This window comes from Streptomyces sp. S.PNR 29 (genome assembly GCF_030386795.1).
Taxonomy (GTDB): Bacteria; Actinomycetota; Actinomycetes; order Streptomycetales; family Streptomycetaceae; genus Streptomyces.
Window position 1 is genome coordinate 84,703 of record NZ_JANUQM010000021.1, and the last position, 24,775, is coordinate 109,477.

Annotated in this window: 25 protein-coding genes; 15 read left to right on the forward strand and 10 right to left on the reverse strand. The window is 71.8% G+C overall.

The genetic code is table 11. The features are described 5' to 3' along the window. Genes hutU through hutI form a run of 4 tightly spaced genes read left to right on the forward strand, consistent with a single transcriptional unit; the run spans position 1 to position 5,430 of the window. Positions 1-1,665, forward strand: coding sequence for a urocanate hydratase (gene hutU / locus NW895_RS38930; protein ID WP_289941817.1), 1,665 nt, complete (start codon positions 1-3; stop codon positions 1,663-1,665). Then, positions 1,662-2,879 (forward strand): allantoate amidohydrolase, encoded by a 1,218-nt coding sequence (locus tag NW895_RS38935; protein ID WP_289941819.1) that lies wholly within the window; start codon positions 1,662-1,664, stop codon positions 2,877-2,879. The genes hutU and NW895_RS38935 overlap by 4 nt, the downstream gene beginning before the upstream one ends. Next, positions 2,876-4,222: a formimidoylglutamate deiminase gene (locus NW895_RS38940; RefSeq protein ID WP_289941821.1), complete on the forward strand. Its 1,347-nt coding sequence runs from the start codon at positions 2,876-2,878 to the stop codon at positions 4,220-4,222. The genes NW895_RS38935 and NW895_RS38940 overlap by 4 nt, the downstream gene beginning before the upstream one ends. Positions 4,223-4,245: 23 nt before the next feature. Beyond that, on the forward strand, positions 4,246-5,430 hold the full coding sequence (gene hutI / locus NW895_RS38945) for an imidazolonepropionase (protein WP_289941822.1): 1,185 nt from the start codon (positions 4,246-4,248) through the stop codon (positions 5,428-5,430). A gap of 93 nt (positions 5,431-5,523) precedes the next feature. Here the strand turns inward: hutI and NW895_RS38950 are convergent, their stop codons facing one another. Further along, a complete protein-coding gene (locus tag NW895_RS38950) occupies positions 5,524-6,438 on the reverse strand; it encodes an RNA polymerase sigma factor SigF (RefSeq protein ID WP_289941823.1) in 915 nt (304 codons plus the stop codon). Positions 6,439-6,692: 254 nt separating this feature from the next. On the opposite strand from NW895_RS38950, the gene NW895_RS38955 reads away from it, so the two are divergent. The 4 genes from NW895_RS38955 to NW895_RS38970 all read left to right on the forward strand — a co-directional run bounded on the left by NW895_RS38955 (position 6,693) and on the right by NW895_RS38970 (position 9,981). Continuing rightward, positions 6,693-7,070, forward strand: coding sequence for an STAS domain-containing protein (locus NW895_RS38955; RefSeq protein WP_289941892.1), 378 nt, complete (start codon positions 6,693-6,695; stop codon positions 7,068-7,070). Positions 7,071-7,343: 273 nt separating this feature from the next. Next, positions 7,344-7,919, forward strand: coding sequence for an ATP-binding protein (locus NW895_RS38960; RefSeq protein ID WP_289941824.1), 576 nt, complete (start codon positions 7,344-7,346; stop codon positions 7,917-7,919). A 259-nt stretch (positions 7,920-8,178) separates the two neighbouring features. After that, positions 8,179-8,877: a peptidase gene (locus NW895_RS38965; RefSeq protein ID WP_289941825.1), complete on the forward strand. Its 699-nt coding sequence runs from the start codon at positions 8,179-8,181 to the stop codon at positions 8,875-8,877. Between the two features lie 66 nt (positions 8,878-8,943). Continuing rightward, positions 8,944-9,981, forward strand: coding sequence for a hypothetical protein (locus tag NW895_RS38970; protein ID WP_289941826.1), 1,038 nt, complete (start codon positions 8,944-8,946; stop codon positions 9,979-9,981). A gap of 35 nt (positions 9,982-10,016) precedes the next feature. On the opposite strand, the gene NW895_RS38975 is transcribed toward NW895_RS38970, so the two are convergent. Beyond that, positions 10,017-11,513 (reverse strand): oligopeptide:H+ symporter, encoded by a 1,497-nt coding sequence (locus NW895_RS38975; RefSeq protein ID WP_289941827.1) that lies wholly within the window; start codon positions 11,511-11,513, stop codon positions 10,017-10,019. Positions 11,514-11,897: 384 nt separating this feature from the next. Here NW895_RS38975 and NW895_RS38980 point away from each other — a divergent pair, with 384 nt between their 5' ends. After that, positions 11,898-12,575: a response regulator transcription factor gene (locus NW895_RS38980; RefSeq protein WP_289941829.1), complete on the forward strand. Its 678-nt coding sequence runs from the start codon at positions 11,898-11,900 to the stop codon at positions 12,573-12,575. Positions 12,576-12,606: 31 nt separating this feature from the next. Then, entirely contained in the window at positions 12,607-13,881 is a 1,275-nt protein-coding gene (locus NW895_RS38985; RefSeq protein WP_289941830.1) for an ATP-binding protein, read from the forward strand. A 17-nt stretch (positions 13,882-13,898) separates the two neighbouring features. On the opposite strand, the gene NW895_RS38990 is transcribed toward NW895_RS38985, so the two are convergent. After that, the gene (locus tag NW895_RS38990; protein WP_289941831.1) at positions 13,899-14,468 is read right to left on the reverse strand and encodes a GtrA family protein; all 570 of its coding nucleotides are present in this window, start codon (positions 14,466-14,468) and stop codon (positions 13,899-13,901) included. Between the two features lie 149 nt (positions 14,469-14,617). On the opposite strand from NW895_RS38990, the gene NW895_RS38995 reads away from it, so the two are divergent. From NW895_RS38995 to NW895_RS39010, 4 genes are all read left to right on the forward strand, one after another. Beyond that, complete coding sequence (locus NW895_RS38995; protein ID WP_289941832.1) at positions 14,618-15,757, forward strand: 5-(carboxyamino)imidazole ribonucleotide synthase; 1,140 nt, start codon at positions 14,618-14,620, stop codon at positions 15,755-15,757. Next, positions 15,754-16,278, forward strand: a complete 525-nt coding sequence (gene purE / locus NW895_RS39000; protein WP_289941833.1) for a 5-(carboxyamino)imidazole ribonucleotide mutase — start codon at positions 15,754-15,756, stop codon at positions 16,276-16,278. Before NW895_RS38995 ends, purE begins: the two co-directional genes overlap by 4 nt. Further along, complete coding sequence (locus tag NW895_RS39005; protein WP_289941834.1) at positions 16,275-17,462, forward strand: dipeptidase; 1,188 nt, start codon at positions 16,275-16,277, stop codon at positions 17,460-17,462. Before purE ends, NW895_RS39005 begins: the two co-directional genes overlap by 4 nt. Positions 17,463-17,559: 97 nt before the next feature. After that, positions 17,560-18,621, forward strand: coding sequence for a dipeptidase (locus tag NW895_RS39010; RefSeq protein WP_289941835.1), 1,062 nt, complete (start codon positions 17,560-17,562; stop codon positions 18,619-18,621). An 18-nt stretch (positions 18,622-18,639) separates the two neighbouring features. On the opposite strand, the gene NW895_RS39015 is transcribed toward NW895_RS39010, so the two are convergent. Then, positions 18,640-19,032 carry a VOC family protein gene (locus NW895_RS39015; protein WP_289941836.1) on the reverse strand — a complete coding sequence of 131 codons (393 nt, stop codon included), beginning with the start codon at positions 19,030-19,032 and terminating at the stop codon, positions 18,640-18,642. A 14-nt stretch (positions 19,033-19,046) separates the two neighbouring features. Next, complete coding sequence (locus NW895_RS39020) at positions 19,047-19,406, reverse strand: VOC family protein (protein ID WP_289941837.1); 360 nt, start codon at positions 19,404-19,406, stop codon at positions 19,047-19,049. A gap of 134 nt (positions 19,407-19,540) precedes the next feature. Between NW895_RS39020 and NW895_RS39025 the strand changes: the two genes are divergently transcribed. Next, a complete protein-coding gene (locus NW895_RS39025) occupies positions 19,541-20,044 on the forward strand; it encodes a CGNR zinc finger domain-containing protein (protein ID WP_289941838.1) in 504 nt (167 codons plus the stop codon). A gap of 3 nt (positions 20,045-20,047) precedes the next feature. On the opposite strand, the gene NW895_RS39030 is transcribed toward NW895_RS39025, so the two are convergent. The 5 genes from NW895_RS39030 to NW895_RS39050 form a co-directional block, all read right to left on the reverse strand. Continuing rightward, on the reverse strand, positions 20,048-20,752 hold the full coding sequence (locus NW895_RS39030) for a cupredoxin family copper-binding protein (protein WP_289941839.1): 705 nt from the start codon (positions 20,750-20,752) through the stop codon (positions 20,048-20,050). Then, entirely contained in the window at positions 20,749-21,243 is a 495-nt protein-coding gene (locus NW895_RS39035; protein ID WP_289941841.1) for a hypothetical protein, read from the reverse strand. The genes NW895_RS39030 and NW895_RS39035 overlap by 4 nt, the downstream gene beginning before the upstream one ends. Before the next feature lie 116 nt (positions 21,244-21,359). After that, the gene (locus NW895_RS39040) at positions 21,360-22,367 is read right to left on the reverse strand and encodes a cupredoxin family copper-binding protein (protein WP_289941842.1); all 1,008 of its coding nucleotides are present in this window, start codon (positions 22,365-22,367) and stop codon (positions 21,360-21,362) included. A gap of 27 nt (positions 22,368-22,394) precedes the next feature. Continuing rightward, positions 22,395-23,729 carry a CopD family protein gene (locus NW895_RS39045; RefSeq protein WP_289941843.1) on the reverse strand — a complete coding sequence of 445 codons (1,335 nt, stop codon included), beginning with the start codon at positions 23,727-23,729 and terminating at the stop codon, positions 22,395-22,397. After that, the gene (locus NW895_RS39050; protein ID WP_289941844.1) at positions 23,726-24,346 is read right to left on the reverse strand and encodes a hypothetical protein; all 621 of its coding nucleotides are present in this window, start codon (positions 24,344-24,346) and stop codon (positions 23,726-23,728) included. The genes NW895_RS39045 and NW895_RS39050 overlap by 4 nt, the downstream gene beginning before the upstream one ends. Positions 24,347-24,775 lie beyond the last annotated feature (429 nt).

Genomic DNA, 24,775 nt, shown 5'->3' on the forward strand with positions numbered 1-24,775 from the left:
ATGTCAGGACCCCGCCCCGTCCGAGCGCCGCGCGGCACGGAACTGAGCGCCCTGGGATGGCAGCAGGAGGCCGCCCTGCGGATGCTGCAGAACAACCTCGACCCGGAGGTCGCCGAACACCCCGACAAGCTCGTCGTCTACGGCGGCACGGGGAAGGCGGCCCGCGACTGGCGCTCCTTCGACGCCATGATCCGGACCCTCAGGACCCTCAAGCAGGACGAGACGATGCTCGTCCAGTCGGGCCGCCCCGTCGGCGTCATGCAGACCCACGAGTGGGCGCCGCGCGTGCTCATCGCCAACTCCAACCTCGTCGGCGACTGGGCCACCTGGGAGGAGTTCCGCCGCCTGGAGGCCCTCGGCCTGACCATGTACGGCCAGATGACCGCAGGCTCCTGGATCTACATCGGCACCCAGGGCATCCTCCAGGGCACCTACGAGACCTTCGCCGCCGTCGCCGCGAAGAAGTTCGGCGGCTCGCTCGCCGGGACGATCACCCTCACCGCCGGCCTCGGCGGCATGGGCGGCGCCCAGCCCCTCGCCGTGACGATGAACGACGGCGTCGCGATCTGCGTCGACTGCGACCCCCGCGCCATCGAGCGCCGCATCGAGCACCGCTACCTGGACGTGCGCGCCGACTCCCTCGACGAGGCCCTGCGCCTGGCCGTGGAGGCCCGCGACGCCCGCCGCCCGCTGTCCATCGGTGTCCTCGGCAACGCCGCCGAGCTCGTCCCGCAGCTGCTCGCCATGGGCGCACCCATCGACATCGTCACCGACCAGACCTCGGCCCACGACCCGCTGTCCTACCTGCCGCTCGGCGTCGCCTTCGAGGACATGGCCTCCTACGCAGCCAAGGACCCGGCCGGGTTCACCGTGCGGGCGCGGGAATCGATGGCCCGGCATGTCGAGGCCATGGTCGGCTTCATGGACGCCGGCGCCGAGGTCTTCGACTACGGCAACTCCATCCGCGGCGAGGCCAAACTCGCCGGCTACGACCGGGCGTTCGCCTTCCCCGGGTTCGTCCCCGCCTACATCCGCCCGCTGTTCTGCGAGGGCAAGGGCCCCTTCCGCTGGGCGGCCCTGTCCGGCGACCCCGCCGACATCGCCAGGACGGACCGGGCGATTCTGGACCTCTTCCCCGAGAACGAGTCCCTGGCCCGCTGGATCCGCATGGCCGGGGAGCGGGTCCACTTCCAGGGCCTGCCCGCCCGCATCTGCTGGCTCGGCTACGGCGAGCGGGACAAGGCCGGTGAGCGGTTCAACGACATGGTGGCGAGCGGGGAGCTGTCCGCGCCGATCGTCATCGGGCGGGACCATCTGGACTGCGGCTCGGTGGCCTCTCCCTACCGGGAGACCGAGGCCATGCTCGACGGCTCCGACGCCATCGCCGACTGGCCGCTGCTCAACGCCATGGTGAACGTCGCGTCGGGTGCCTCCTGGGTGTCCCTCCACCACGGCGGCGGCGTCGGCATGGGACGGTCCCTCCACGCCGGGCAGGTGACCGTCGCCGACGGCACCAGGCTGGGCGGGGAGAAGATCCGCCGGGTACTCACCAACGACCCCGGCATGGGCGTCATCCGGCACGTGGACGCCGGGTACGACATCGCCGAGTCGGTGGCGGCCGAGCGGGGCGTGCGGGTGCCGATGCGCGAGGGTGACCAGGCGTGAGCTTCCACAGCATGTGGGCGGAGCTGCTGCCGATCGGCCGCAGCTCCGCCTCCGGCGGCTACCGCCGCTTCGCCTGGACGGCCGCCGACGCCGAGTGCCGGGCCTGGTTCCAGGCGCAGGCCGAGACCCGCGGGCTCACCTACGAGGTCGACCGCAACGGCAACCAGTGGGCCTGGCTCGGCGATCCGGGCGCCGGGGACGCCGTCGTCACCGGGTCGCACCTCGACTCCGTGCCGGACGGCGGCGCCTTCGACGGGCCCCTCGGCGTCGTCTCCGCCTTCGCCGCCCTGGACGAACTGCGGGACAGGAACGCGCGGTGCGCCAAGCCCCTCGGCATCGTCAACTTCGGCGACGAGGAAGGGGCCCGCTTCGGGCTCGCCTGCGTCGGCTCGCGGCTCACCGCCGGGCAGCTCACCGTCGAGCAGGCGCACCGCCTGACCGACGGCGACGGAGTCACCCTGCCGCAGGCCATGGAGACCGCCGGACACGACCCCGACGCCCTCGGCCCCGACCCCGAGCGGCTCGCCCGCATCGGCGCCTTCGTCGAACTCCACGTCGAGCAGGGCCGCGCCCTCGACCTGTCCGGCGACCGGGTCGGCATCGCCAGCGCCATCTGGCCGCACGGCCGGTGGCGGTTCGACTTCCGGGGCGAGGCCAACCACGCCGGCACGACCCGGCTCGCCGACCGGCGCGACCCCATGCTCCCGTACGCCGAGACCGTGCTCGCCGCCCGCCGCGAGGCCCGGCTCGCCGGTGCCGTCGCCACCTTCGGCAAGATCGCCGTCGAGCCGAACGGCGTCAACGCCATCCCCTCCCTGGTCCGCGGCTGGCTCGACTCCCGCGCCGCCGACCAGGAGAGCCTGGACACGGTGGTCGCGGGTGTGGAGGAGGCGGCTCGCGCCTACGCCCAGGAACACGGCGTCGACCTGGACGTCGTCCGTGAGTCCTTCACCCCCGTGGTCGAGTTCGACCATGCCCTGCGCGACGAACTCGCCCGCATCCTCGGCAACGACACCGACCTCAAGGTGCCCGTCCTGGGCACCGGCGCCGGACACGACGCCGGAATCCTCTCCGGGAGCATCCCGACCGCCATGCTGTTCGTGCGCAACCCCACGGGCGTCTCGCACTCGCCGGCCGAGTTCGCCGCCGAGGACGACTGCGTGGCCGGGGTGACCGCACTCGCCGACGTACTGGAAGGACTGGCCCGCCCGTGACGCACCCCCGCACGCGGACGTACTGGCTGGAGCACGCCTGGCTCGGCACGCACGTCGAGCCCGGGGTGACCCTCGACATCAGCGACGGCCGCATCGCCGCCGTCCACACGGACGCCGTCACCCCGCCGCCCGGCGCCGAGATCCTGCGCGGCCTGACGCTCCCGGGACTGGCCAACGCCCACAGCCACGCCTTCCACCGCGCCCTGCGCGGCACCGTCCAGGTCGGCTCCGGCACCTTCTGGACCTGGCGCGAGGTCATGTACTCCGTAGCCGAACGGCTGACCCCGGACACTTACCACGAGCTGGCACGCGCGGTGTACGCCGAGATGGCCCTGGCCGGCATCACCGCCGTCGGCGAGTTCCACTACGTCCACCACGCCCCGGGCGGCACCCGCTACACCGACCCGAACGCGATGGGCGAGGCCCTGATCGAGGCCGCCGCCGAAGCCGGCATCCGGATCACCCTCCTCGACACCTGCTACCTCTCCTCCGGCTTCGGACAGCCGCCCACCTCCCACCAGCTCCGCTTCTCGGACGGGACGGCCGAGGCCTGGGCGGAACGCTGTTCAGTTCTCAAGGAACGGGATCACGCGCGGATCGGGGCGGCGGTCCATTCCGTACGGGCCGTGCCCGCCGACCAGCTGACGACCGTGGCGCGGTGGGCCGGGGAGCGGCGGGCCCCGCTCCATGTGCACCTGTCCGAGCAGACCGCCGAGAACGACGCCTGCCGGGAAGCCCACGGATGCACGCCGGCACGCCTCCTCGCCGACCACGGCGTCCTCGGGCCGCGCACCACCGGCGTCCACAACACGCACCTCACCGACGAGGACATCGCGCTGATCGGCGGCAGCGGCACCGGCACCTGTATGTGCCCGACGACCGAGCGGGACCTCGCCGACGGCATCGGGCCCGCCGCCGCCCTGCAGCAGGCCGGCTCCCCGCTCTCCCTCGGCTCCGACAGCCACGCCGTCGTCGACCTGCTCGAAGAGGCGCGCGCGATGGAGCTGAACGAGCGCCTGCGCACCCGTACGCGAGGTCACTGGACGGCTGCGGCCCTCCTGCGGGCGGCCTCGGCCGACGGCCACGCGGCCCTCGGGTGGGGCGACGCGGGCACCATCGAGAGCGGCGCGCTCGCCGACCTCACGACGATCGCGCTCGACTCCGTCAGAACAGCGGGGCCGCCGCCGAGGCTCGGCGCCGAGACCGCCGTATTCGCCGCGACGGCAGCGGACGTACGGCACACGATCGTGGGTGGGCGGCACGTCGTACGAGACGGGGCGCACACACTCGTACCGGACGCGCCGCGGGCGCTGGCGGACACGATCCGAGCCCTGTACGCCTGACCACCGCCACCCACGAGGACGCCATGAGCAGCAGCACCGTCATCACCAACATCGCCACGCTGGTCACCAACGACCCCTCCCTCGGTGACGGGTCCCCCCTCGGACTGGTCCGGGACGCGGCCGTCGTCATCGACGGCGACCGCATCGCGTGGACCGGTGGAACAAGCAAAGCACCCGCCACTGACAATCGGGTCGACGCGGGCGGCCGGACGGTGCTCCCGGGCTTCGTCGACTCCCACTCCCACCTGCTCTTCGCGGGCGACCGCACCGAGGAGTTCAACGCCCGCATGTCCGGCCGCCCCTACAGCGCGGGCGGCATCCGGACGACCGTCGCCGCCACCCGCGCCGCCGGCGACGAGGAACTGGAGGCCAACCTCACCCGTTACCTCGCGGAGGCCCTCCGCCAGGGCACCACGACCCTTGAGACCAAGTCCGGCTACGGCCTGACCGTCGCCGACGAGTCCCGCGCCCTGCGCATCGCCGCCCGTCACACCGACGAGGTCACCTACCTCGGCGCCCACATCGTGGCCCCCGAGCACGCCGAGGACCCGGCCGGCCCCGCGGAGTACGTGGCGCTCGTCACCGGCGAGATGCTCGACGCCTGTGCGCCGCACGCCCGCTGGATCGACGTCTTCTGCGAGAAGGGCGCCTTCGACGGCGACCAGGCCCGCGCGATCCTCACCGCCGGCAAGGCCCGGGGCCTGCACCCCCGCATCCACGCCAACCAGCTCTCCTACGGCCCCGGCGTGCAGCTCGCCGTCGAGCTCGACGCGGCCAGCGCCGACCACTGCACCCACCTCACGGACGCGGACGTGGACGCCCTGGCCAACAGCCGTACGGTCGCCACCCTTCTGCCCGGCGCCGAGTTCTCCACCCGCGCCGCATGGCCGAACGCCCGCCGCCTCCTCGACGCCGGGGTGACCGTCGCCCTGTCCACGGACTGCAACCCCGGCTCGTCCTTCACCTCCTCCGTCCCCTTCTGCGTCGCCCTCGCGGTACGGGACATGGGGATGACGCCGGACGAGGCGGTGTGGTCGGCCACGGCGGGCGGGGCGAAGGCCCTGCGCCGCGACGACATCGGCCGCCTCACGCCGGGCGCGTACGCCGACCTGGCGCTGCTCGACGCCCCGAGCCACGTCCACCTGGCCTACCGGCCGGGAGTTCCGCTGGTGTCCGGGGTGTGGCGGCGGGGCGTACGGGTCGTCTGAGCGGTCCCCGCGGACGTCTGTCCGGGCACGCGCCGAAGGGCGACCGGCCGTCGACGGGTCAGGTCGCCCTTCGGAAGTCCGTGGAGGACCGCCTTACTCCTCCAGTGTCAGCCCCTTGCGCAGCCGTACCAGCGTCCGCGACAGCAGCCGCGACACGTGCATCTGGGAGATGCCGAGCTCGTCGCCGATCTCCGACTGGGTCATGCCCGCGACGAAGCGCAGGGAGAGGATCTTCCGGTCCCGGTGCGGGAGTTCGGCGATCAGCGGCTTCAACGACTCGACGTACTCGATGCCTTCGAGTCCGTGGTCCTCGTAGCCGATGCGGTCCGCGAGCGCGCCCTCGGCGTCGTCCTCCTCCGGCTGGGCGTCCAGCGAGGAGGCGGTGTAGGCGTTCGACGCCGCCATGCCCTCGACGACCTCGTCGTTGGAGATGCCCAGACGCTCGGCCAGTTCGGCCACCGTCGGGGCGCGGTCCAGCTTCTGAGCCAGCTCGTCACCGGCCTTGGCCAGGTCGAGCCGGAGTTCCTGCAGCCGGCGCGGTACGCGGACGGACCACGAGGTGTCCCGGAAGAACCGCTTGATCTCGCCGACGATGGTTGGCATCGCGAAAGTGGGGAACTCCACTCCGCGGGAGAGTTCGAAGCGGTCGATCGCCTTGATCAGGCCGATGGTGCCGACCTGGATGATGTCCTCCATCGGCTCGCTGCGCGAGCGGAAGCGGGAGGCGGCGAACTTGACCAGGGCGAGGTTGAGTTCGACGAGCGTGTTGCGGACGTACGAGTACTCGTGGGTGCCTTCCTCCAGCGATTCCAGGCGCTCGAAGAGGGTCTTGGACAGGGCCCGCGCGTCCACGGGGCCGACCTCGTCGTACGGGGGGATGTCCGGAAGCCCGGCGAGTACGTCGTCCTGGTCGACGAGTACGTCGTGCTGCTCGATGGGATCCAGATGTTCCGGGAGGGGTGTCGACGTCGCTTTCTGGGTACGCGATGCGTCGAGCCGGGGTGACATGATGTCCTCCATCGTTCTCGGCATACGGCTGCCGAAGCCCATTAGGTGCACTGCGGTGTGCGGCGCCTCCAAAGCCGGCCGTGTTCGGTTACGTGTCTCTACTAGCCCTACCCGCTTCCCTGAGCCCACCGCAAGTGTGTTCTGTGTGGATATGTCCGTTTGTGTGGGGTTGTTCGGGTGTCGGAGTGTGGAGGGAAGGCGTAGTGTTCGAGGGCGTCAGCAAGCAGCCACGGACGTCGGGAGAGAGAGACGGCATGGACCGCGGGACGGTCGGCAGCGCACAGTCGGGCCGGCTTCTGGTGGAGGTGCGGGAAGAGGGCCCTAGTGCCGTCGTGACCCCGGCGGGTGAGTTGGATCACCACACCGCCGATCTGTTGCGTGAGCCACTCGATGACTGCCTCGCCAAGGGATTCAACCGGCTCGTCATCGACTGCGCACGTCTGGAGTTCTGTGACTCCACGGGGCTCAACGTGCTGCTCGGTGCGCGCCTGAAGGCGGAGGCCGCGGGGGGCGGGGTGCACCTGGTGGGGATGCAGCCCGTGGTGGCGCGTGTGTTCGAGATCACGGGGGCCGACGCGGTCTTCACGGTGCACGACACGCTTGAGGCGGCACTGGCCGACGAATCCGGCTGAGTAGGTACGTCGGGTCGGCGGCGAGCCCCTGGCGTCCCCTGGTGATCGGCGTTGCCCTCCCGTCACGTGTTTAGTGCGGAAATAGGGGGGTGTTCGGTCGGTCCGGTCGGGCAGGAGACATCCTGAACCTGTCGGCTGCCGGGGGTGGCGGGGACGCTGTGGAACTGACACACCGCCCTACTGCGTAACTGGCTGTGTACGACTGACTGTGCAACGACTGACTGTGTACGACTTTTGAATCGTGAACTGGTGAATCGGTGAGGTGAAGCGCTGATGAGCACCACCCGGCCCTACTCGCCGGGCGACCGCGGTCCGGAGCCCAGCGGCGCTTCCGGGGCGTCCGAGGGGGGCGTGTCGGCGGGAGCGTCGGAAGGTGGCGTGCCCGCGACCGGGGCGTCGGAGGCAGGCGGGGCCGGGTCGTCGCCCGCGCCGCCGGCGGGCCGGCAGGTCCGCAGACTGAGCTTCGACGGCGAGAGCGGTGTCGTGCCGCTCGCCCGCGACTTCACCCGCCAGGCGCTGTACGCGTGGGGCTGGCTGCCCGCCGCCACGGCCGACCAGCGGGCCGCCGCCGAGGACGTACTGCTGGTCGTCTCCGAGCTGGTCACCAACGCCTGTCTGCACGCGGAGGGGCCGGACGAGCTGTGGATCGCCTGCGACAAGAAGGTGATCCGGATCGAGGTCACCGACCGGGGTGTCGGCCAGCCGGCACCTCGTACCCCGCACCGCGCGGGGCGCCCGGGCGGCCACGGCATGTTCATCGTGCAGCGGCTGTGCTTGGACTGGGGCGTCGTACGGACCCCGGGAGTCGCGGGCAAGACCGTGTGGGCGGAGCTGGGGGCACCCGCCTGAGGCATCCGCCCAAGATGCCCGTCTGAGGATCCGCCCAAGGTGCCCGCCTGAGACGTCCGCCCAAGGCTCCCGGCCGGGGAGGCAGCTCCGTGTGCGCCGGAGCCTCACCTCGGATTACCCGCGGTCACCTTCTCCGCTCGCCCCCCTTCTCCTGCGCGCCGGATCGCCGCGATTCCGGCGTGCGACGTGTCTTCCCTCCTCACGGCGCCGGGCGTACCTTGACGGCCCGATCTGATGCGCCGTCAGGAATGAGGGGACCGTGTCGTACCAGAAGCGAACCGCCGCGCTCGCGTCCGTCGCGGCCCTGGCCGGCTCGGCGGTGTTGATGGCCGCCCCCGCTGCCCGGGCCGAGGTCGTCGAGGTCAACTACCAGTGCAGGACGCCCATCGGTGACAAGAGCGCCGTCTCGCCCATCGACATCAAGGGCGTGCAGAGCGGCAGCGGCTACAAAATCACCATGTCGTGGCAGAAGGGCGTCTCCTCCAGCCCGGTCGAACTGGGCAAGGGCGCGATGAACCCGAGCGCGACCATCGCGCTGGGCGGGGCCGACAACGGCACGCTGACGGTGACGGGTCCGCCGAACCAGGCGAAGATACCGGCGAACACCCCCATCAAGATCGACGACCTGAGCGGCACGTACACACCGAAGAAGACCGGCGAGGTCACCTTCACGGCGGGCGTGCTCACCATCAAGGCCCTCGGTACCACGACCACCTGCACGCCGACGAACGACCCGGGCCCGTCGCTGACCCTCGACGTCACCGCCGCGAGCGGCGGCGGAGCCACCGGCTCCACCCAGAGCGGCTCCGGCTCCGGCTCCGGCTCCGAGCTGTCCCGAACCGGCCCCGAGGACTCCGCGATCGCCCTCGGCACGCTCGGCGGCACGGTGCTGCTCGCGGGCGCGGCGGGCGCGCTGTGGCTGACCCGGCGCAACCAGCCGGCGCGGGCCCGCCGCTGACGGCACCCGCCGCCGTACGGCGGTTGAACCCCCGTATCCGAGCGTCGAGTCGACGGGAGCGGTGACGTGAACGGCACAGTGCGGATTCCGGCGGTGCTCGTGCTGGTCCTGGTACTGCTGACGGGGGCGGTGTCCGCGGCCGCGGCCGAGGGCCCCGCGGTGCGGCTCTCCGAGTCGCAGGCGGGGGCGGGCGGCGCGGTCACCGTCACCGGCAGCGGCTGGCGCCCCCGTGCCCTGCTGATGCTGCTGATCTGCGGCCAGTCCGTGGCGTCCCGGGGCGTGACCGGTGGCACCGACTCCTGCGCCAACGCCGACGGCAGAGCCGTCACCACCGACGCCGAGGGCCGCTTCCGCAGGACGCTGCCGGTCGCCGAGCCCCCGGTGCCCTGCCCGTGCGTGGTGCACGTGGCCACGGTGACCGGCCCGAAGGCGGAGGCCGACGCGGCCTTCCAGGTCGCCGGGCACGCCGTGGAACCGCTGCCCGCGGAGCCTGCCGGCGGCCGCCTGTCCGTCCTCACCGACACCCGGCTGGAGGGCTCCGACGGCCTGCTCACCTGGTTCGGTTCACCGCCCTCCCGCACCCTCGTCCTCACCGTCGGCAACGTCGGCACGTCAGCCGTGAAGAACCCGGTCTTCCGGGTCGGCACCTCCCACGGCGTGTTCGCGCCGCAGTGGGAGGAACAGCGCTGGCGCGGCACCGTCCAGCCCGGCGGCAAGGCGCGGATCGAGCTGCCGGTCGAGCTGGCGGCCGGGGCGCACGGCGACTACACCGTGACGCTCGCCTACGGCGGGAAGGTCCTCGCCGAACAGCCCTGGGACGTGGGCCGGCCCTGGGGCGTGACGCTGTTCTGGATCCTGACCTGCCTGGTCGTGCCGGCGGCCGTGTTCCGCGCCGGGATGGCCGCGGTGAACCGCGTACGGCCGCGCCCCGCCACCGTCGCCGGCCGCCACCGCGGGCTGCGCCTGCCCGCACCGGCCCTGCGCCTGTGGGGGCCGGCCTCTCCGGATCAGGCACCTTCCAGCCCCGCGCCCCTGCCGTGGTTCACCCCGGACTCGGATCCGGCACCTGTCCCGGAAACCCCGGAGGGCCACCGCACCCAGTGATGCGATGGCCCTCCCGAAGAGACCGTGGACGGACGTCAGCGCACGTCGCCCATGAGTTCCTTGACCTTGTTGCGGTACATCCACACCGCGACACCGGCGACCACGGCGAGCGCGGCCTCCAGGGCCACGATGCCCGTCTTGTTCAGATCGACGCCGGCGATGGAGAGCAGACCGGTCGTGGCGTCGCCGGCGGTGACGGCGAGGAACCACACGCCCATCATCTGCGAGGCGTACTTCGCGGGCGCCATCTTCGTGGTGACCGACAGGCCGACCGGGGAGAGCAGCAGCTCACCGACGGTCTGGACGAAGTAGATCGCCACCAGCCACAGCGCGGCCGCCTTGTGGCCGCCGCCCGCGATGGACAGCGGGGCCAGGAAGAGGAAGAAGGACGCGCCGACCAGCAGCAGGCCGGAGGCGAACTTCACGATCGTGCTGGGCTCCTTGCCGCGCCGGTTCAGCGCCAGCCAGATCCAGGCGAAGACCGGGGCCAGGGCCATGATCAGAACCGGGTTGACCGACTGGTACCAGGAGACCGGGAAGCCCCAGCCGAAGACGCTGTTCTCCGCCGACGAGTCGGCGAAGATCGACAGGGTCGAGCCGCCCTGGTCGTAGATCATCCAGAAGACGGCCGCGGCGACGAAGAACCAGATGTACGCGGACATCTTCGACTGCTCGGCGCGGTCCAGTTCCCGGTCGCGCTTGATCCGCACCAGCACCATCAGCGGGATGATCACGCCGAGCAGGGTCAGCGGGACCAGGATCCAGTTCAGCGTGTAGTGGCCGGAGAAGCCGACGATCGCGTAGAAGACGGTGGCGACACCGGCCCAGATCGCGGCCTTGCGCAGCGTCGAGGCCTTCTCGTCGGCGGACAGCGGCTTCGGGACGACGCCGGAACGCTCGGCGAGGTGGCGGCTGCCGAGCAGGAACTGGGCGAGACCCAGCGCCATGCCGAGCGCGGCGAGCGCGAAGCCGAGGTGCCAGTCGACGCTCTCACCGACGGTGCCGATCACCAGCGGCGCGGCGAAGGCGCCGAGGTTGATGCCCATGTAGAAGACGGTGAAGCCACCGTCGCGGCGCGGGTCGTCCGGGCCGTCGTAGAGGTGGCCGACCATCGTGGAGATGTTGGCCTTCAGCAGACCCGAGCCGATGGCGACCAGGCCGAGGCCCGCGTAGAACGTGCCCGAGGAGGGCAGCGCCAGCGTGAGGTGGCCGAGCATGATGACCGTGCCGGCGACGGCGACGGTCTTGCGCGGGCCCCAGACGCGGTCGCCGAACCAGCCGCCCGGCATGGCGAGCAGGTACACCAGCGACACGTACACCGAGTAGATCGCGGTCGCGGTGGCCGCGTTCAGGTGCAGGCCGCCCGGAGCGACGAGGTACAGCGGGAGCAGAGCCCTCATGCCGTAGTAGGAGAACCGTTCCCACATCTCGGTCATGAAGAGAGTGGCCAGACCCCGGGGGTGGCCGAAGAAGGTCTTCTCGGACCCGGGGGTGCCCGGACGGACCGAGTCCTTCGTCAGGCTGGACGCCATGGTCGTTCCTTGCTGGTCGGGACGCGCGTGCCTGAGCGGGGGCGCGCCCGTTGGGGGGAGAGCAGGGCTGGGGGACCAGCCCGCGCGCACAAAAGAGACCTTCGGCGCTCATCGCCGCCAAAGGTCCCCGCGATGCTACAGGCGTAGATTCACCATACGTCAGGACACCACCGCAAATGGCCCATTTGAGACGCGAATCACAGGTGTCGAGGGAACCAGGCGCATGGTTTCCAAGGTCACTTCCAGAATGGCATCCCACAGCCACAGGTCCGTCCACCGCCCCTCACCGCGCCCGCCCCAAGGTGAGAATCAGGAAAGACGACGGTAAGAATCCCAGGCCAGATCACACCCCAGCTCTGGTCGCGGGCGGTCTACCATCAGCTCATGACCCGTGTACTGCTCGCCGAGGACGACGCGTCCATCTCGGAGCCGCTGGCCCGCGCACTGCGCCGGGAAGGGTACGAGGTCGAGGTGCGTGAGGACGGACCCACCGCACTCGACGCCGGACTGCAGGGCGGCGTCGACCTGGTCGTGCTCGACCTGGGTCTGCCCGGCATGGACGGCCTGGAGGTGGCCCGCCGGCTGCGCGCCGAGGGGCACGCCGTGCCGATCCTCATCCTGACCGCGCGTGCCGACGAGGTGGACACCGTCGTCGGTCTCGACGCGGGTGCCGACGACTACGTCACCAAGCCGTTCCGCCTGGCGGAACTGCTTGCCCGCGTCCGCGCCCTGCTGCGGCGCGGCGCCGCCGAGCCGCAGCAGCCGCCCGCCACCCACGGTGTGCGCATCGACGTCGAGTCGCACCGCGCGTGGATGGGCGACGAGGAGCTGCAGCTCACCGCCAAGGAGTTCGACCTGCTGCGGGTCCTGGTCCGGGACGCCGGCCGGGTCGTCACCCGCGACCAGCTGATGCGCGAGGTCTGGGACACCACCTGGTGGTCGTCCACCAAGACGCTCGACATGCACATCTCCTGGCTGCGCAAGAAGCTGGGCGACGACGCCGCGAACCCCCGGTACATCGCGACCGTTCGCGGCGTGGGCTTCCGTTTCGAGAAGAGCTGAGCCCGGCGGAACGGGTCCTGGGTAAGAGAACATGCGCCGACGACTGATCCAGTCCACGCTCGCCGTGGTCCTCGTCGTGATCGCCGTCTTCGGTGTCTCCCTCGTCGTCGTGGAGAGCAGGACGATCAGCACCAGCGCCCAGGAGCGTGTGGAGCTGGAGGCGGCGCGGCTGGCCAGCATCGTGGACAGCCGCCTCCTCGGCACGGGGAACGTCACCGCGGAGGTTCTGCGGGACCAGGTCGCGCGGGACCGTTACGCCGTGATCCGGATCCCCGGGGAGCGGCCCATCGAGGTCGGCGACAAGCCGGTCGGCGACGTCATCCGCGGCGAGGCCACGGGCGAGGAGGGCGAGGAGGTTTTCGTCGAGGAGCCGCGCTCCGCCGTGACCCGGGAGGTCGGCCGGACGCTGGTGATCATCGGGCTGGTGGCGCTGATGGCGGTGGTGGCCGCGGTGCTGCTGGCGATCCGCCAGGCCAACCGCCTCGCCTCCCCGCTCACCGACCTCGCCGAGACCGCCGAACGCCTCGGTTCGGGCGACCCGCGCCCGCGGCACAAGCGGTACGGCGTCCCCGAGCTGGACCGGGTCGCGGACGTGCTGGACTCCTCCGCCGAGCGCATCGCCCGCATGCTGACCGCCGAGCGGCGCCTGGCCGCCGACGCCTCGCACCAGCTCCGTACGCCCCTCACGGCCCTGTCGATGCGGCTGGAGGAGATCACCCTCACCGACGACCCGGACACGGTGAAGGAAGAGGCGACCATCGCGATCTCCCAGGTGGAGCGCCTGACGGACGTCGTGGAGCGGCTGCTGACCAACTCCCGCGACCCGCGCAACGGCTCCGCCGTCACCTTCGACCTGGACGAGGTCCTCCAGCAGCAGATCGCCGAGTGGCGCCCCGCCTACCGCAGCGCGGGCCGCGCGATCGTCAGCTCCGGCAAGCGGCACCTGCACGCCGTGGGCACGCCGGGCGCGGTGGCGCAGGTGCTGGCCGCGCTGATCGAGAACTCCCTGATGCACGGCAGCGGCACGGTCGCGCTGCGCACCCGCGTCATCGGCAACCAGGCCGTCGTCGAGGTGACCGACGAGGGGCCCGGCGTCCCCGCCGACCTCGGGGCGCGGATCTTCGAGCGCACGATCAGCGGCCGCAACTCCACGGGCATCGGCCTCGCGGTCGCCCGTGACCTCGCGGAGGCCGACGGGGGCCGCCTGGAACTCCTCCAGACCAAGCCGGCGGTGTTCGGTCTGTTCCTCTCCCGCACACCGCCGTCGAAGAAGGAGCCTGCGGAGGACGAGCCGACGGTCCGCTGAGGACGGCCGGGTCTGGTTCAGACGCGCTGCCTGGTCTTCGGCCGCTTCGCCGCCGTCTCCCGCTTCAAGAACGATTCCGCGCCTGCCACGGTCTCCTGGCCTGCCGCCGGCTCCCGGCCCGGCAGCGCCCGGAACACCCACGTCCGGTAGGACCAGAACCGGAACAGCGTCGCGATGCCTATGCCGAGGAACTTGAAGATGTTGCTCTGCAGCGGGCTGTCCCAGCCGAAGCCGTACGTCGCCGTGTACAGCACGCCGTTCTCGATCACGAGCCCGACCGCGCTGAACAGCAGGAACAGCGACATCTCCTTCGTGCGGCCGCTCTTGTCGCGGTCCCGGTACGTGAAGTAGCGGAAGCCGACGTAGTTGAAGATGATCGCCACGACGGTCGCGATGACGCTCGCCCGCACCACCTGGAGGTCGGTCACATGCCGTACCAGGTTGAACACGCCGAGATTGACCAGAATCCCCGCGCCGCCCACCGCGCCGAACTTGGCGACCTCACGGACGAGCCGGTCGAATCGCTGCCGCACCGTACCGCCGGGTGCCGGGGAAGCCGTATCAGGCCCCGAGGAACCACGTTCCATGGTCGTGCAGGCCCCCGTCCGTAAGTAGCGTCAACCCAGTCATGCTAACCACCCTCCCGCGCGACCGCCTGCGGACCGGCCGACAGCCGGGAAAACGGCCACCATGGCCGGGAAGCACCCCACCTCGGCGCGGCCGATACCCTAGGGGCGTGACGTTCCCGGTAGTCGGCATGGTCGGCGGGGGCCAGCTCGCTCGTATGACACACGAGGCGGGCATCCCGTTGGGCATCAGGTTCAAGCTCCTCAGTGACACTCCTCAGGACTCAGCGGCGCAGGTCGTGAACGATGTCGTCATCGGCGACTATCGCGACCTGGACACGCTGCGCGCGTTCGCACGCGGCTGTGACGTGATCACCTTCGATCACGAGCACGTGCCCACCGAGCACCTCAGGGCCCTGGAAGCGGACGGCATCCCCGTCCGCCCCGGCCCCGACGCGCTGGTGCACGCCCAGGACAAGGGCGTGATGCGGGCGAGACTCGACGCGATCGGCGTGCCCTGCCCGAGTCACCGCATCGTGACCGATCCGCAGGACGTGGCGGCGTTCGCGGACGAGGGCGACGGTTTCCCGGTCGTTCTCAAAACGGTCCGCGGAGGCTACGACGGCAAGGGCGTGTGGGTGGTGAACTCGCCCGAGGAGGCGCAGGACCCCTTCCGCGCGGGCGTCCCGGTCCTCGCCGAGGAGAAGGTCGACTTCGCCAGGGAACTGGCCGCCAACGTCGTCCGCTCCCCGCACGGCCAGGCGGTCGCCTACCCGGTGGTCGAGTCCCGCCAGGTGAACGGCGTCTGCGACACGGTCATAGCCCCGGCCCCCGACCTGGAAGAGCCCCTCGCCCTGCAGGCCGAGGAACTGGCGCTGCGGATCGCCAAGGAACTGGACGTCGTGGGCCACCTGGCCGTCGAACTGTTCCAGACCCGCGACGGCCGCATCCTCGTCAACGAGCTGGCCATGCGCCCGCACAACTCGGGCCACTGGACGATGGACGGCGCGATCACGTCCCAGTTCGCCAACCACGTCCGCGCGGTCCTGGACCTCCCCCTCGGCGACCCGCGCCCGCGCGCGCCGTGGACGGTCATGGTCAACGTCCTCGGCGGCGACTTCCCGGACATGTACTCCGCGTACCTGCACTGCATGGCCCGCGACCCCCAGCTCAAGATCCACATGTACGGCAAGGACGTGAAGCCCGGCCGGAAGGTCGGCCACGTCAACACCTACGGCGACGACCTGGACGACGTGCTGGAGCGCGCCCGTCACGCAGCCGGTTACCTGAGAGGCACGATCACCGAATGAGCCCGGTTGTTGGCATCGTCATGGGGTCGGACTCCGACTGGCCCGTCATGGAGGCCGCCGCCAAGGCCCTCGACGAGTTCGAGATCGCCTACGAGGTCGACGTCGTCTCCGCGCACCGTATGCCGCGCGAGATGATCGCGTACGGGGAGCAGGCCGCGGAACGGGGCCTGAAGGCGATCATCGCGGGCGCCGGCGGCGCCGCCCACCTGCCCGGCATGCTCGCCTCGGTCACGCCGCTCCCGGTCATCGGCGTCCCGGTCCCGCTCAAGTACCTCGACGGCATGGACTCCCTCCTGTCGATCGTCCAGATGCCGGCCGGCGTGCCCGTCGCGACCGTCTCCGTCGGCGGTGCCCGCAACGCCGGCCTCCTCGCGGCCCGCATGCTCGCCGCGCACGACGAGGAACTCCTCTCCCGGATGCGCGAGTTCCAGCAGGACCTGAACGACCAGGCCACCGAGAAGGGCAGGCGCCTGCGATCGAAGGTGGAGGGCGCCACGAACGGCTTCGGCTTCGGGAAGTGACGGCCATGACCTCCCTGGAGGAAGCCCGGGAACTCCTGCGCGAGTTCCCGGTCGCCGACGGCCACAACGACCTGCCGTGGGCACTGCGCGAACAGGTCCGCTACGACCTCGACGCCCGGGACATCGCCACCGCGCAGAACGCCCATCTGCACACCGACATCCCCCGCCTCAGGGAGGGCGGCGTCGGCGCGCAGTACTGGTCGGTGTACGTCCGCGCGGACCTGCCCGAGCCGGTGTCGGCCACGCTGGAACAGATCGACTGCGTACGGCAGTTGCTGGCGCGTCACCCGGCGGACCTGGCCCCCGCCCTGACGGCCGCCGACATGGAGGCGGCGCGCGGTCAGGGCCGTATCGCCTCCCTCATGGGCGCCGAGGGCGGCCACTCCATCGCGAACTCCCTCGCCACGCTGCGGGCGCTGTACGCCCTCGGTGTGCGGTATCTGACCCTCACCCACAACCACAACGTGGCGTGGGCGGACTCGGCGACGGACGTGCCGGCGGTCGGCGGACTGTCGGCGTTCGGCCGTGAGGTGGTCCGGGAGATGAACCGCCTGGGCATGCTGGTCGACCTCTCGCACGTGGCGGCGACGACGATGCGGGACGCGCTGGACGCGACCGAGGCGCCGGTGATCTTCTCCCACTCGTCCTCCCGAGCGGTCTGCGACCACCCCCGCAACATCCCGGACGACGTGCTCGAACGCCTGCCCGCCAACGGGGGCGTGGCGATGGTGACCTTCGTACCGAAGTTCGTCCTGCAGGAGGCGGTGGACTGGACGGCCGCGGCCGACGAGAACATGCGCGCGCACGGCTTCCACCACCTCGACACCACCGCCGAGGCGATGAAGGTCCACCGTGCCTTCGAGGAGTCGCACCCGCGCCCCGTCGCCACGGTCGCGACGGTCGCCGACCACCTCGACCACATGCGCGAGGTCGCCGGCATCGACCACCTCGGCATCGGCGGCGACTACGACGGCACGGCCTTCACACCCGACGGCCTGAACGACGTCTCCGGCTACCCCAACCTGATCGCCGAACTCCTCGACCGCGGCTGGTCGAGGGCCGACCTCGCCAAGCTGACCTGGCAGAACGCGGTACGCGTGCTGAGCGCCGCCGAGGACGTCTCCCGCGACCTGCGGACGCGCCGGGCCCCGTCCAACGCGACGATCGAGTCCCTCGACGGCTGAACACGGTGGGGTACCCCCGAACGCCCCACCCACCAGGAACCCGCCCCCGCTCCATGCGACGGTGACCGTACTGCACGACGACCGTACGGAGCCCGTCATGGCAGACCTCGAGGACGACCTGTACCCCACCCCGGAGGCCGACGACGAGCCGTCGCAGCGGGCCCACGCCGTCCTGGCCACCCACCCCGTCGCCGACGGCTACAACGGCCTGTCCTGGGCCCTGAGGAACATGTCCCGATACGACCTCGAACTCGGCGAAAGCGCTGTCGCCACCGACGTACCGAGGCTGCGCCGCGGCCGCGTGGGCGCGCTGTTCTGGTCGCTGCACCTGCCCGAGGACCTTCGCGGCGATCGCGCGGTGGGCGCCACCCTGGAGCAGATCGACCTGGCCAAGACGGTCGCCCTGGCCCACCCGGAGGGCCTGCGCCTGGCCTACGACGCCGCCCAGACCACCGACGCCCGCAACTGCGGCCGCGTCGCCGTCCTGCTGGGCCCCGCCTCGGCCGCCGCCGTCGGCAACTCGCTCGGCATCCTGCGCTCCCTGCGCGCCCTCGGCCTACGCGTCCTGACCCTCACCGGGGCGTCCTGGGCGAGCGGAGAGGGCGGCGCCGGACTGACCCGCTTCGGCGAGGAGGTCGTCCGCGAGATGAACCGCCTCGGCGTCCTGGCCGACCTCTCCGGCGCGCCCCCGGAGACGATGCGCCGCACCCTCACCCTCTCCAAGTCCCCGGTGCTGTGCACCCGCTCCGGGGCCGGCACCCTGTGCCCCCACCCGGCCAACCTCTCCGACGACCTGCTCGCCGAACTCGGCGCCGCGGGCGGCCTGTGCATGGTGCCGCTGACGGCCGAGCAGACCGGCCCGACCGTACGGGACGTCGCCGACCACCTCGACCACGTACGCAAGATCGCCGGCCGCGACTGCATCGCCCTGTCCGGAACGTACGACGCCGGAGCCGACCACCCGGAGGAGCTCTCGGACGCCTCCAGTTTCCCCCGCCTGATCACGGAGCTGCTGCACCGCGGCTGGGAAGAGTCCGACGTGGCACTGCTGACCTGGGGCAACGTCCAGCGCGTACTGCGCGGCGCCGACTTCACCGCCCGAGCCGCCCAGCAGCGCCGCGAGCCGCCGGCCGTGACGATCACCGACCTCGACGACTGACGGCCCTCGAAACAACCTCTAACGGTGCTCGATCCGGCACAGGCAGAACGGATGCCCCGCCGGATCGGCGTACACCTGGAAGTCCTTCTTCTCCCGGTCCTCAAGGTCCAGCGGCCGCGCCCCCAGCGCCAGCACCTTCTCGTGTGCCGCGTCGATCTCCTCCCATGTGGACCCGGCGTCGAAGTCCAGATGGAACTGCTGGGCGTTCCGATCGGCCCGCGGCCACTCCGGCGGGGTGAGGCCGGGCGCCCGCTGGAAGGCCAGCCGAGGCCCGCCGGGCACCTGGAGGACGACCCAGTCGGGGTCCTCCTCCTCCGGCGTGCCACCCGCGACCTGCGCGTAGAAGCGGGCCAGTTCCCGAGGCTCGGGACAGTCGAGGACCACGGAACGGAAACGCGCCACGGATGCCATGAAACCTCCCGGTGTCAGCCGGCGCAGAGGCAGAACGGGTGCCCGGCCGGATCCGCGTAAACCCGGAACGAGCGCGACCGGTCCTCCACGTCCAGCGGCGTGGCGCCGAGCGCCAGCACGGCCTGCTCGGCCGCATCGAGGTCCTCGACGGTCACGTCCAGGTGGAACTGCTGCGAGTGGTCCGGTGAGGGCCACTTCGGCGGTACGAACCCGGGTGCGGCCTGGAAGGCCAGGGTCGGGCCCCCGGCCGGCTTCAGATCGACCCACTCGCCCTCGTCCACGATGGTTCCGCCCACCACCTCGGCGTAGAAACCGGCCAGCGCACGGGGGTCGGGACAGTCCAGGACGACGGCGCCCAGTGTGCCAAGAGCCATGACTTCCTCCTCGAAGTCTTCGGTCACCCACAGAGCGGTTACCCCGCAGGAACCCACAGGCTGGTTACCCATAGAGCTGGGCAACCGGTAACGCGGTTACTGCATACTCCCGCATTGGGGGTAACGTCGCAAGCATGAGTGAGAGATCGCCCGCCCCGGGGGCCCTGGCGCTGGTCCAGTCCCTGGTGAACACGCTGGACCTCGAAGGGGGCGCCGACTCGCTCGACACGGCGGAGGGCCGGGCACGTTTCGAGCTCACGGCGCAGGAGGTACCCCGGGCCCGTGAACTGCGCGAGTCGCTGCGCGCGGCGCTGCTCGCCCACGCCGGCCACCCCCCGCACCGCGAGGTGACCCCGCTCGGCGAGCTGCTGGCGGCCGCGCCGCTGGTGGTGGCCGTCGACGACACGGACGGCTCGGCCACCCTCGCCCCCGCCGGCGCCCGCCCCCTGCTGACCCGGGTCGCCGAGGCCGTCGCCGAGGCGCTGGTCGCGGGCACCTGGATGCGGCTCAAGGCCTGTGAGGCCGCCGACTGTCACTGGGCGTACTACGACCGCAGCCCCGCCGGACGCGGCCGCTGGTGCTCGATGCAGCTGTGCGGGGCCCGGGCGAAGATGCGCCGGTACCGGGCGAAGGGCTGACCGTCACGGCTCCTCGTGCACAGCGCCCTCCCTTCGAGGAGCCGCCGCACGAGACCCCACCAGCAGCAGGCACAGCACCGCCACACCGGCGACGATCCCGGCCAGGACGAGCAGGGGGTCGAGAGGGCGGGCCGTCGAGGCGGCAGTCTGGGCCTGCGGGGCCTGGGCCGCCTGGGCCGGCGGGGATGCCGTCTGCGGTGCGGCCGCCGCGGGGGAGGTGGTGGACGCCGACGGGCTCCTGGCCGGCCCGGCCGTCGCCGTGGGCCTGTGCGTGACGGTCCCCTGGTGTCCCGTCCCCTGGTGCTCCGCCGACGAGCCCGACGAGGACCCGGTGTGCTCGTGGGTCGGCGCCGCCGACGTCGCCGGTGCGGCGGCACGGACCACGATCCGGGCCGTCATGTTCGGATGCACGGTGCAGTAGTAGCCGTACGACCCGGCCGTGGTGAAGGTGAAGCTCCAGCTCTGGCCCTTGCTGAGCATGGGCGAGTGGATCGACACGGGGCCCGAGGTGGTTTTCACGTCGTGCGGTGCCGTGTCCTGGTTGGTCCAGGTGACCGTGGACCCCGCGGGGACGGTGAGGGTCGCGGGCGCGAAGGCGTACCCCTGCATGGTCACCTGGTAGCCGGCGGCCGACGCCTGCCCGGGCACGGCCGGCAGCAGGGGGAGGAGTACGGCGAGTACGGCCGCCGCCCGCCGGGCCGCCCTCACGAGAACTCCCCGGCGACCAGCAGCCGCAGCCGCGTCGCCGGGCACAGCCGCCCGGCCCGGAACCCGGTGCTGCGGCGCAGCAGCCGGTACGGCAGCCGGGCGGTGCCCACGACGAGCAGCCGGTCGTCGGCGCGCTCGACCACGCGCAGCCGCAGCAGGACAGGGAAGGCGACGCCGTTGAGCTCCAGGTCACCGGTCAGCCGGAGGCGGCCTTCGTGCAGCAGGCACTCCTCGGAGGTGAGGACCGCCTTGAGGCGGGGGTCGGCGAACGCGAACCGGAAGACGGGGCGCGCCGAGTCGGAGGACACCGTGAGGGACGCCTCCGCGAGCGCGACACGGCGACGCCGGGTCGGCAACGGGCCGTAGAAGGCGGTGAGTTCGACGAGCGAGCGGCCGGGGGCGACGGTGTAGTGGCCGGGCAGGGGCAGTGGGGCCGCCTCGTCGCGCGACGGAGGCGGGGCAGGGACGGTGGGCAGGGTGACGGTGGTCATCCCGGACTCCTTGGAAAGCGGTTCCCGAAGCGTGAGGGGAGTGTGGAGAATGGAGTGGGCGCCGCTCCGGCCGGCTGAGCCCCGGCCGGAGCGGCGCCCACCCTCGTATCCGCGGGTCAGCAGCTGTTGGTGAGGAAGCCCTCGGTCGGCGCGAGCATCTGCTCGGCCCAGACCGTGTGCATCTTCACGTAGCTGTCGGCGTTCAGCAGGTCGGTGACCTGCTGCCCGGGCGACTCCTCCAGGTGCGCCTTGTTGATGTGGTTCAGCAGCGCGCTGAGCGTGTCGTCGGCGACCGTGCCCCCGCCTTCGGTGGCGGGCGTCAGGATGCTCTCGATCCACACCGTGTGCGTCTTGATGTAGGAGTCGAGCGCGAGCGCGTCCTGCACCTGCTGGCCCGGAGACCGCTCCAGGTGCGCCGAGTCGAGATGCCGCAGGATCGGCAGCAGGACGTCCTGCACGCTGGCGCACTGCTCGTCACCACCGGAACCGCCACCGGACGTGCCACCGCTGGACCCGCCCGTCGAACCCCCGGACGAACCCCCGGACGTCCCACCTGACGAGCCACCCGACGAACCCCCGGACGTCCCACCTGACGAACCGCCCGACGAACCGCCCGACGATCCACCCGTGGAACCGCTGTCGTCCGCGACGACCTTCACCGACGCCACCATGTCCGGGTGCACGGCGCAGTAGTACTCGTACGTCCCGGGCTTTTTGAAGGTGAACGACCAGGAGTCGCCCTGGTTCAGCGTGCCCGAGTCGAACTTCTCCGGACCCTTGGTCGCGGTGACCGTGTGCGGCACGCTGTCGTGGTTGGTCCACCGGACCGTCTCGCCGACCTTGACGACGAGCTGCTTCCCGTCGCCGAACTTGTTGTTCATGATGTCGACCTGGTGGTCCGGCGCGGCGGTCGCGGCGGGCTGCTCCTGGGCCGCGGCGGCCGCGGGCGCCTGAGCCGCGCCCGCAACCGTCTCCGTACCGGTCTTCGTGTCGCCCGCGGCGGCCTGCAGCAGCCCCAGGCTGAGCACCGCGGCCAGCGCCGCGCCGAGCCCGGCGACCAGCAGGGTCCGGTTCCCGGCGGGCGGCCGAGGCCGGTGCTCAACGGTGTCATGGCTTTGTTTCAACGCAACTCCTTTGATTCTTATGGGAGTTCACTGGCCAGGGTTGGCCGTGACCAGCAGACTCGTCACAGCGAGCACGACGAGGACGAGCCCCGTCTCGGCCGCGACCGAGTAACCGAAGGGCCGCACGGTGGCGGCGTCGCCGCGCAGCAGCACGGCGAGATCGAGCCGGGTCCGCACCCACTGGCGGCTCGCGAACGCGGCCACCAGGACGACGGCGAGGACGGCCGTCTTGAGCAGCAGCAGACGCCCGTACGAGGTGTGCAGCAGAGCCCCGTACGACCCCACCACCTGCCAGGCCAGCACCAGCCCGGCGGCGACGATCGCCCCGACGCTCACGGCCGCGAGCCGGGAGTAGCCCGGCACCACCGCCGCCAGCTCACCGGGCAGGCGGCGCGGCAGCACGGCCAGCGCGAGCATGGCCAGCCCGCCGATCCAGAGGGAGGCACCGAGCAGGTGCACGAGGTCGGCGACGGCTCCCCAAGCCGGCTCACCGCCCTCGGAGTTGTGGCCCCCCATCCCTGTCGTACGCAGCAGCCCGAACGTCACCGCGAGGGCGCCGGCCCGCCAGCCGGGAGAGCGGGACGCGCGCTCCCCGCCCTGCAGCAGCGCGCTCAGCACCACGGCCGCGAGCACCCACAGCAGGCCCCGGGCAGCGAGCACGACGCCGGGTTCGGTGGCCAGGACGTCGGCGTACGTCGCCGGGCGCAGCGTGTCCCGCAGCCCGCCGAAGGCGGTGTACGCGCCCTGCAGGCCGAGACTCGCGACGGTCGACAGCAGTCCGCAGGTCCAGGCGAACCCCAGCAGCGCCCGGGCTCGCGGTTCGTGCGCGCCGCGCGGCCACAGCAGGGCGACGAAGGCGAGGCCGCCGATGAAGAGGGCGAGCGCGAGGTAGCCGGCCCAGCGGGCGGCGACGAGGCCCTGCCGCGCCGAGGGGGAGGGCGCGGGAGCGGGGGCCGCGGCCTCGCCGCCGCCGTCCTGGGCGGCCGATGGGGCCGTTCCGGCGATGGTGAACGCGATCCGGCCGGAGGAGGCGTGCCCGTCCTCCTCGTCGATGACGGACCACATGACGGCCGACTCGCCGGTCCCGGGATCGTCGAGCCCGACCCGCACCGTGTCGGTGCCGTGGCCCGCGACACGGGAGACCGGCAGCCGGTCGCCGTTCATGGTCATGACGCGTACGTCGTCGAGGGCGACGGGCTCATCGAAGGTGAGGGTGAGGTGGCCGGGCGCCCGCGTCAGCTGCGCGCCGTCCCTGGGAGCCGAGCGCACCAGCTCGGTGTGGGCGGAGGCGGTGGTAGGGGCGGCCAGCAGGGCGCAGAGGACGAGGAGGAGGAAGAGGGCACGGGACGTACGACGGCTCATGGCGTCACCTCCGGCGTGGGCGACGGGATGGCGGTGATGCCGAGCAGGCCGCCGGCGTCGACGGGGGCGAGCCCGACGCAGGGGGAGGCCTGCGGCGCGGCGGTCGGGTCCGCGTCGCCCGGGTCAGCCGTACCGCCCGTGCCGTCGAGGGCGCCGAGCAGGGGCTGGGTCAGGCCGGTGAGAAGCGGCTGGACGAGATGTACCTCGCCGTCCTCGCAGGTCTCGCCGTCGGCGGGTGGTGAGGCGGTCGCGGAGCCGGACGGGGCCGGGGAGGGCGAGGTGGGGGTGGCGGTGGTGCCGCCGTGCCCCGCGTGCCCGCCCGTCCCGCCGGGCACCGGCATCTCGCCGGTGCCCACCGGGAGGCCGGCGCCACCGGCAGGCGGGACCGCCGTGTCCCCGGGTGCCTGCGCGCCGGAGTCGTCGGGGATCTGCGTCGGGCTCGGCGGCGCTGTGGCCGCGGGCGGGGGCGTGGGGGGCGCGGCGGCTGCGTCGGCGCCGGAGGGGGCGCCGATGCCCGACGCGTAGCCCAGCACGATCACGACGGCTCCGACGAGCGCACCCGCGACCACTTCGTCGCGGTGGTCCCTCGGCCACTGAGCCCTGCGGAACAAGGGCATGGGTCACCTCTGGCATGGTCCGGACAATCGGGGCTGCATGCGAGTGCGATGACCAGTGGAGGGGAGCGCGGATTCCGCGTGGCTACACGTCAGTTAACCGAGTGTTGCCTGCCTCTCTTGCAGGGGTACCCCCGCTGTGAGAACGGTCGATCGACGTCATTCCGCGCAATGCGCCGTGAAGAACTCGCGTGGGCGGAACTGCAATTCCCTCACGTTCGTCTGAGGTGCCCGAAAAGAATTCGAACCGGGGTTCCCATGGGCCGGAGCCTGCCGGATCCTGCCGGAGCTTTTGAGGGAAGGAGAACTGGTCGGGCACCCCTGGCGTCGGCCTGCGCGACCCACCCCAACAGCGCAGCACCGCCCACGGCTTGAGCAGCCGTCCGTACATTCCGAGCGCCACAGAAATGCGCCCGGACGAAAAACACGCCC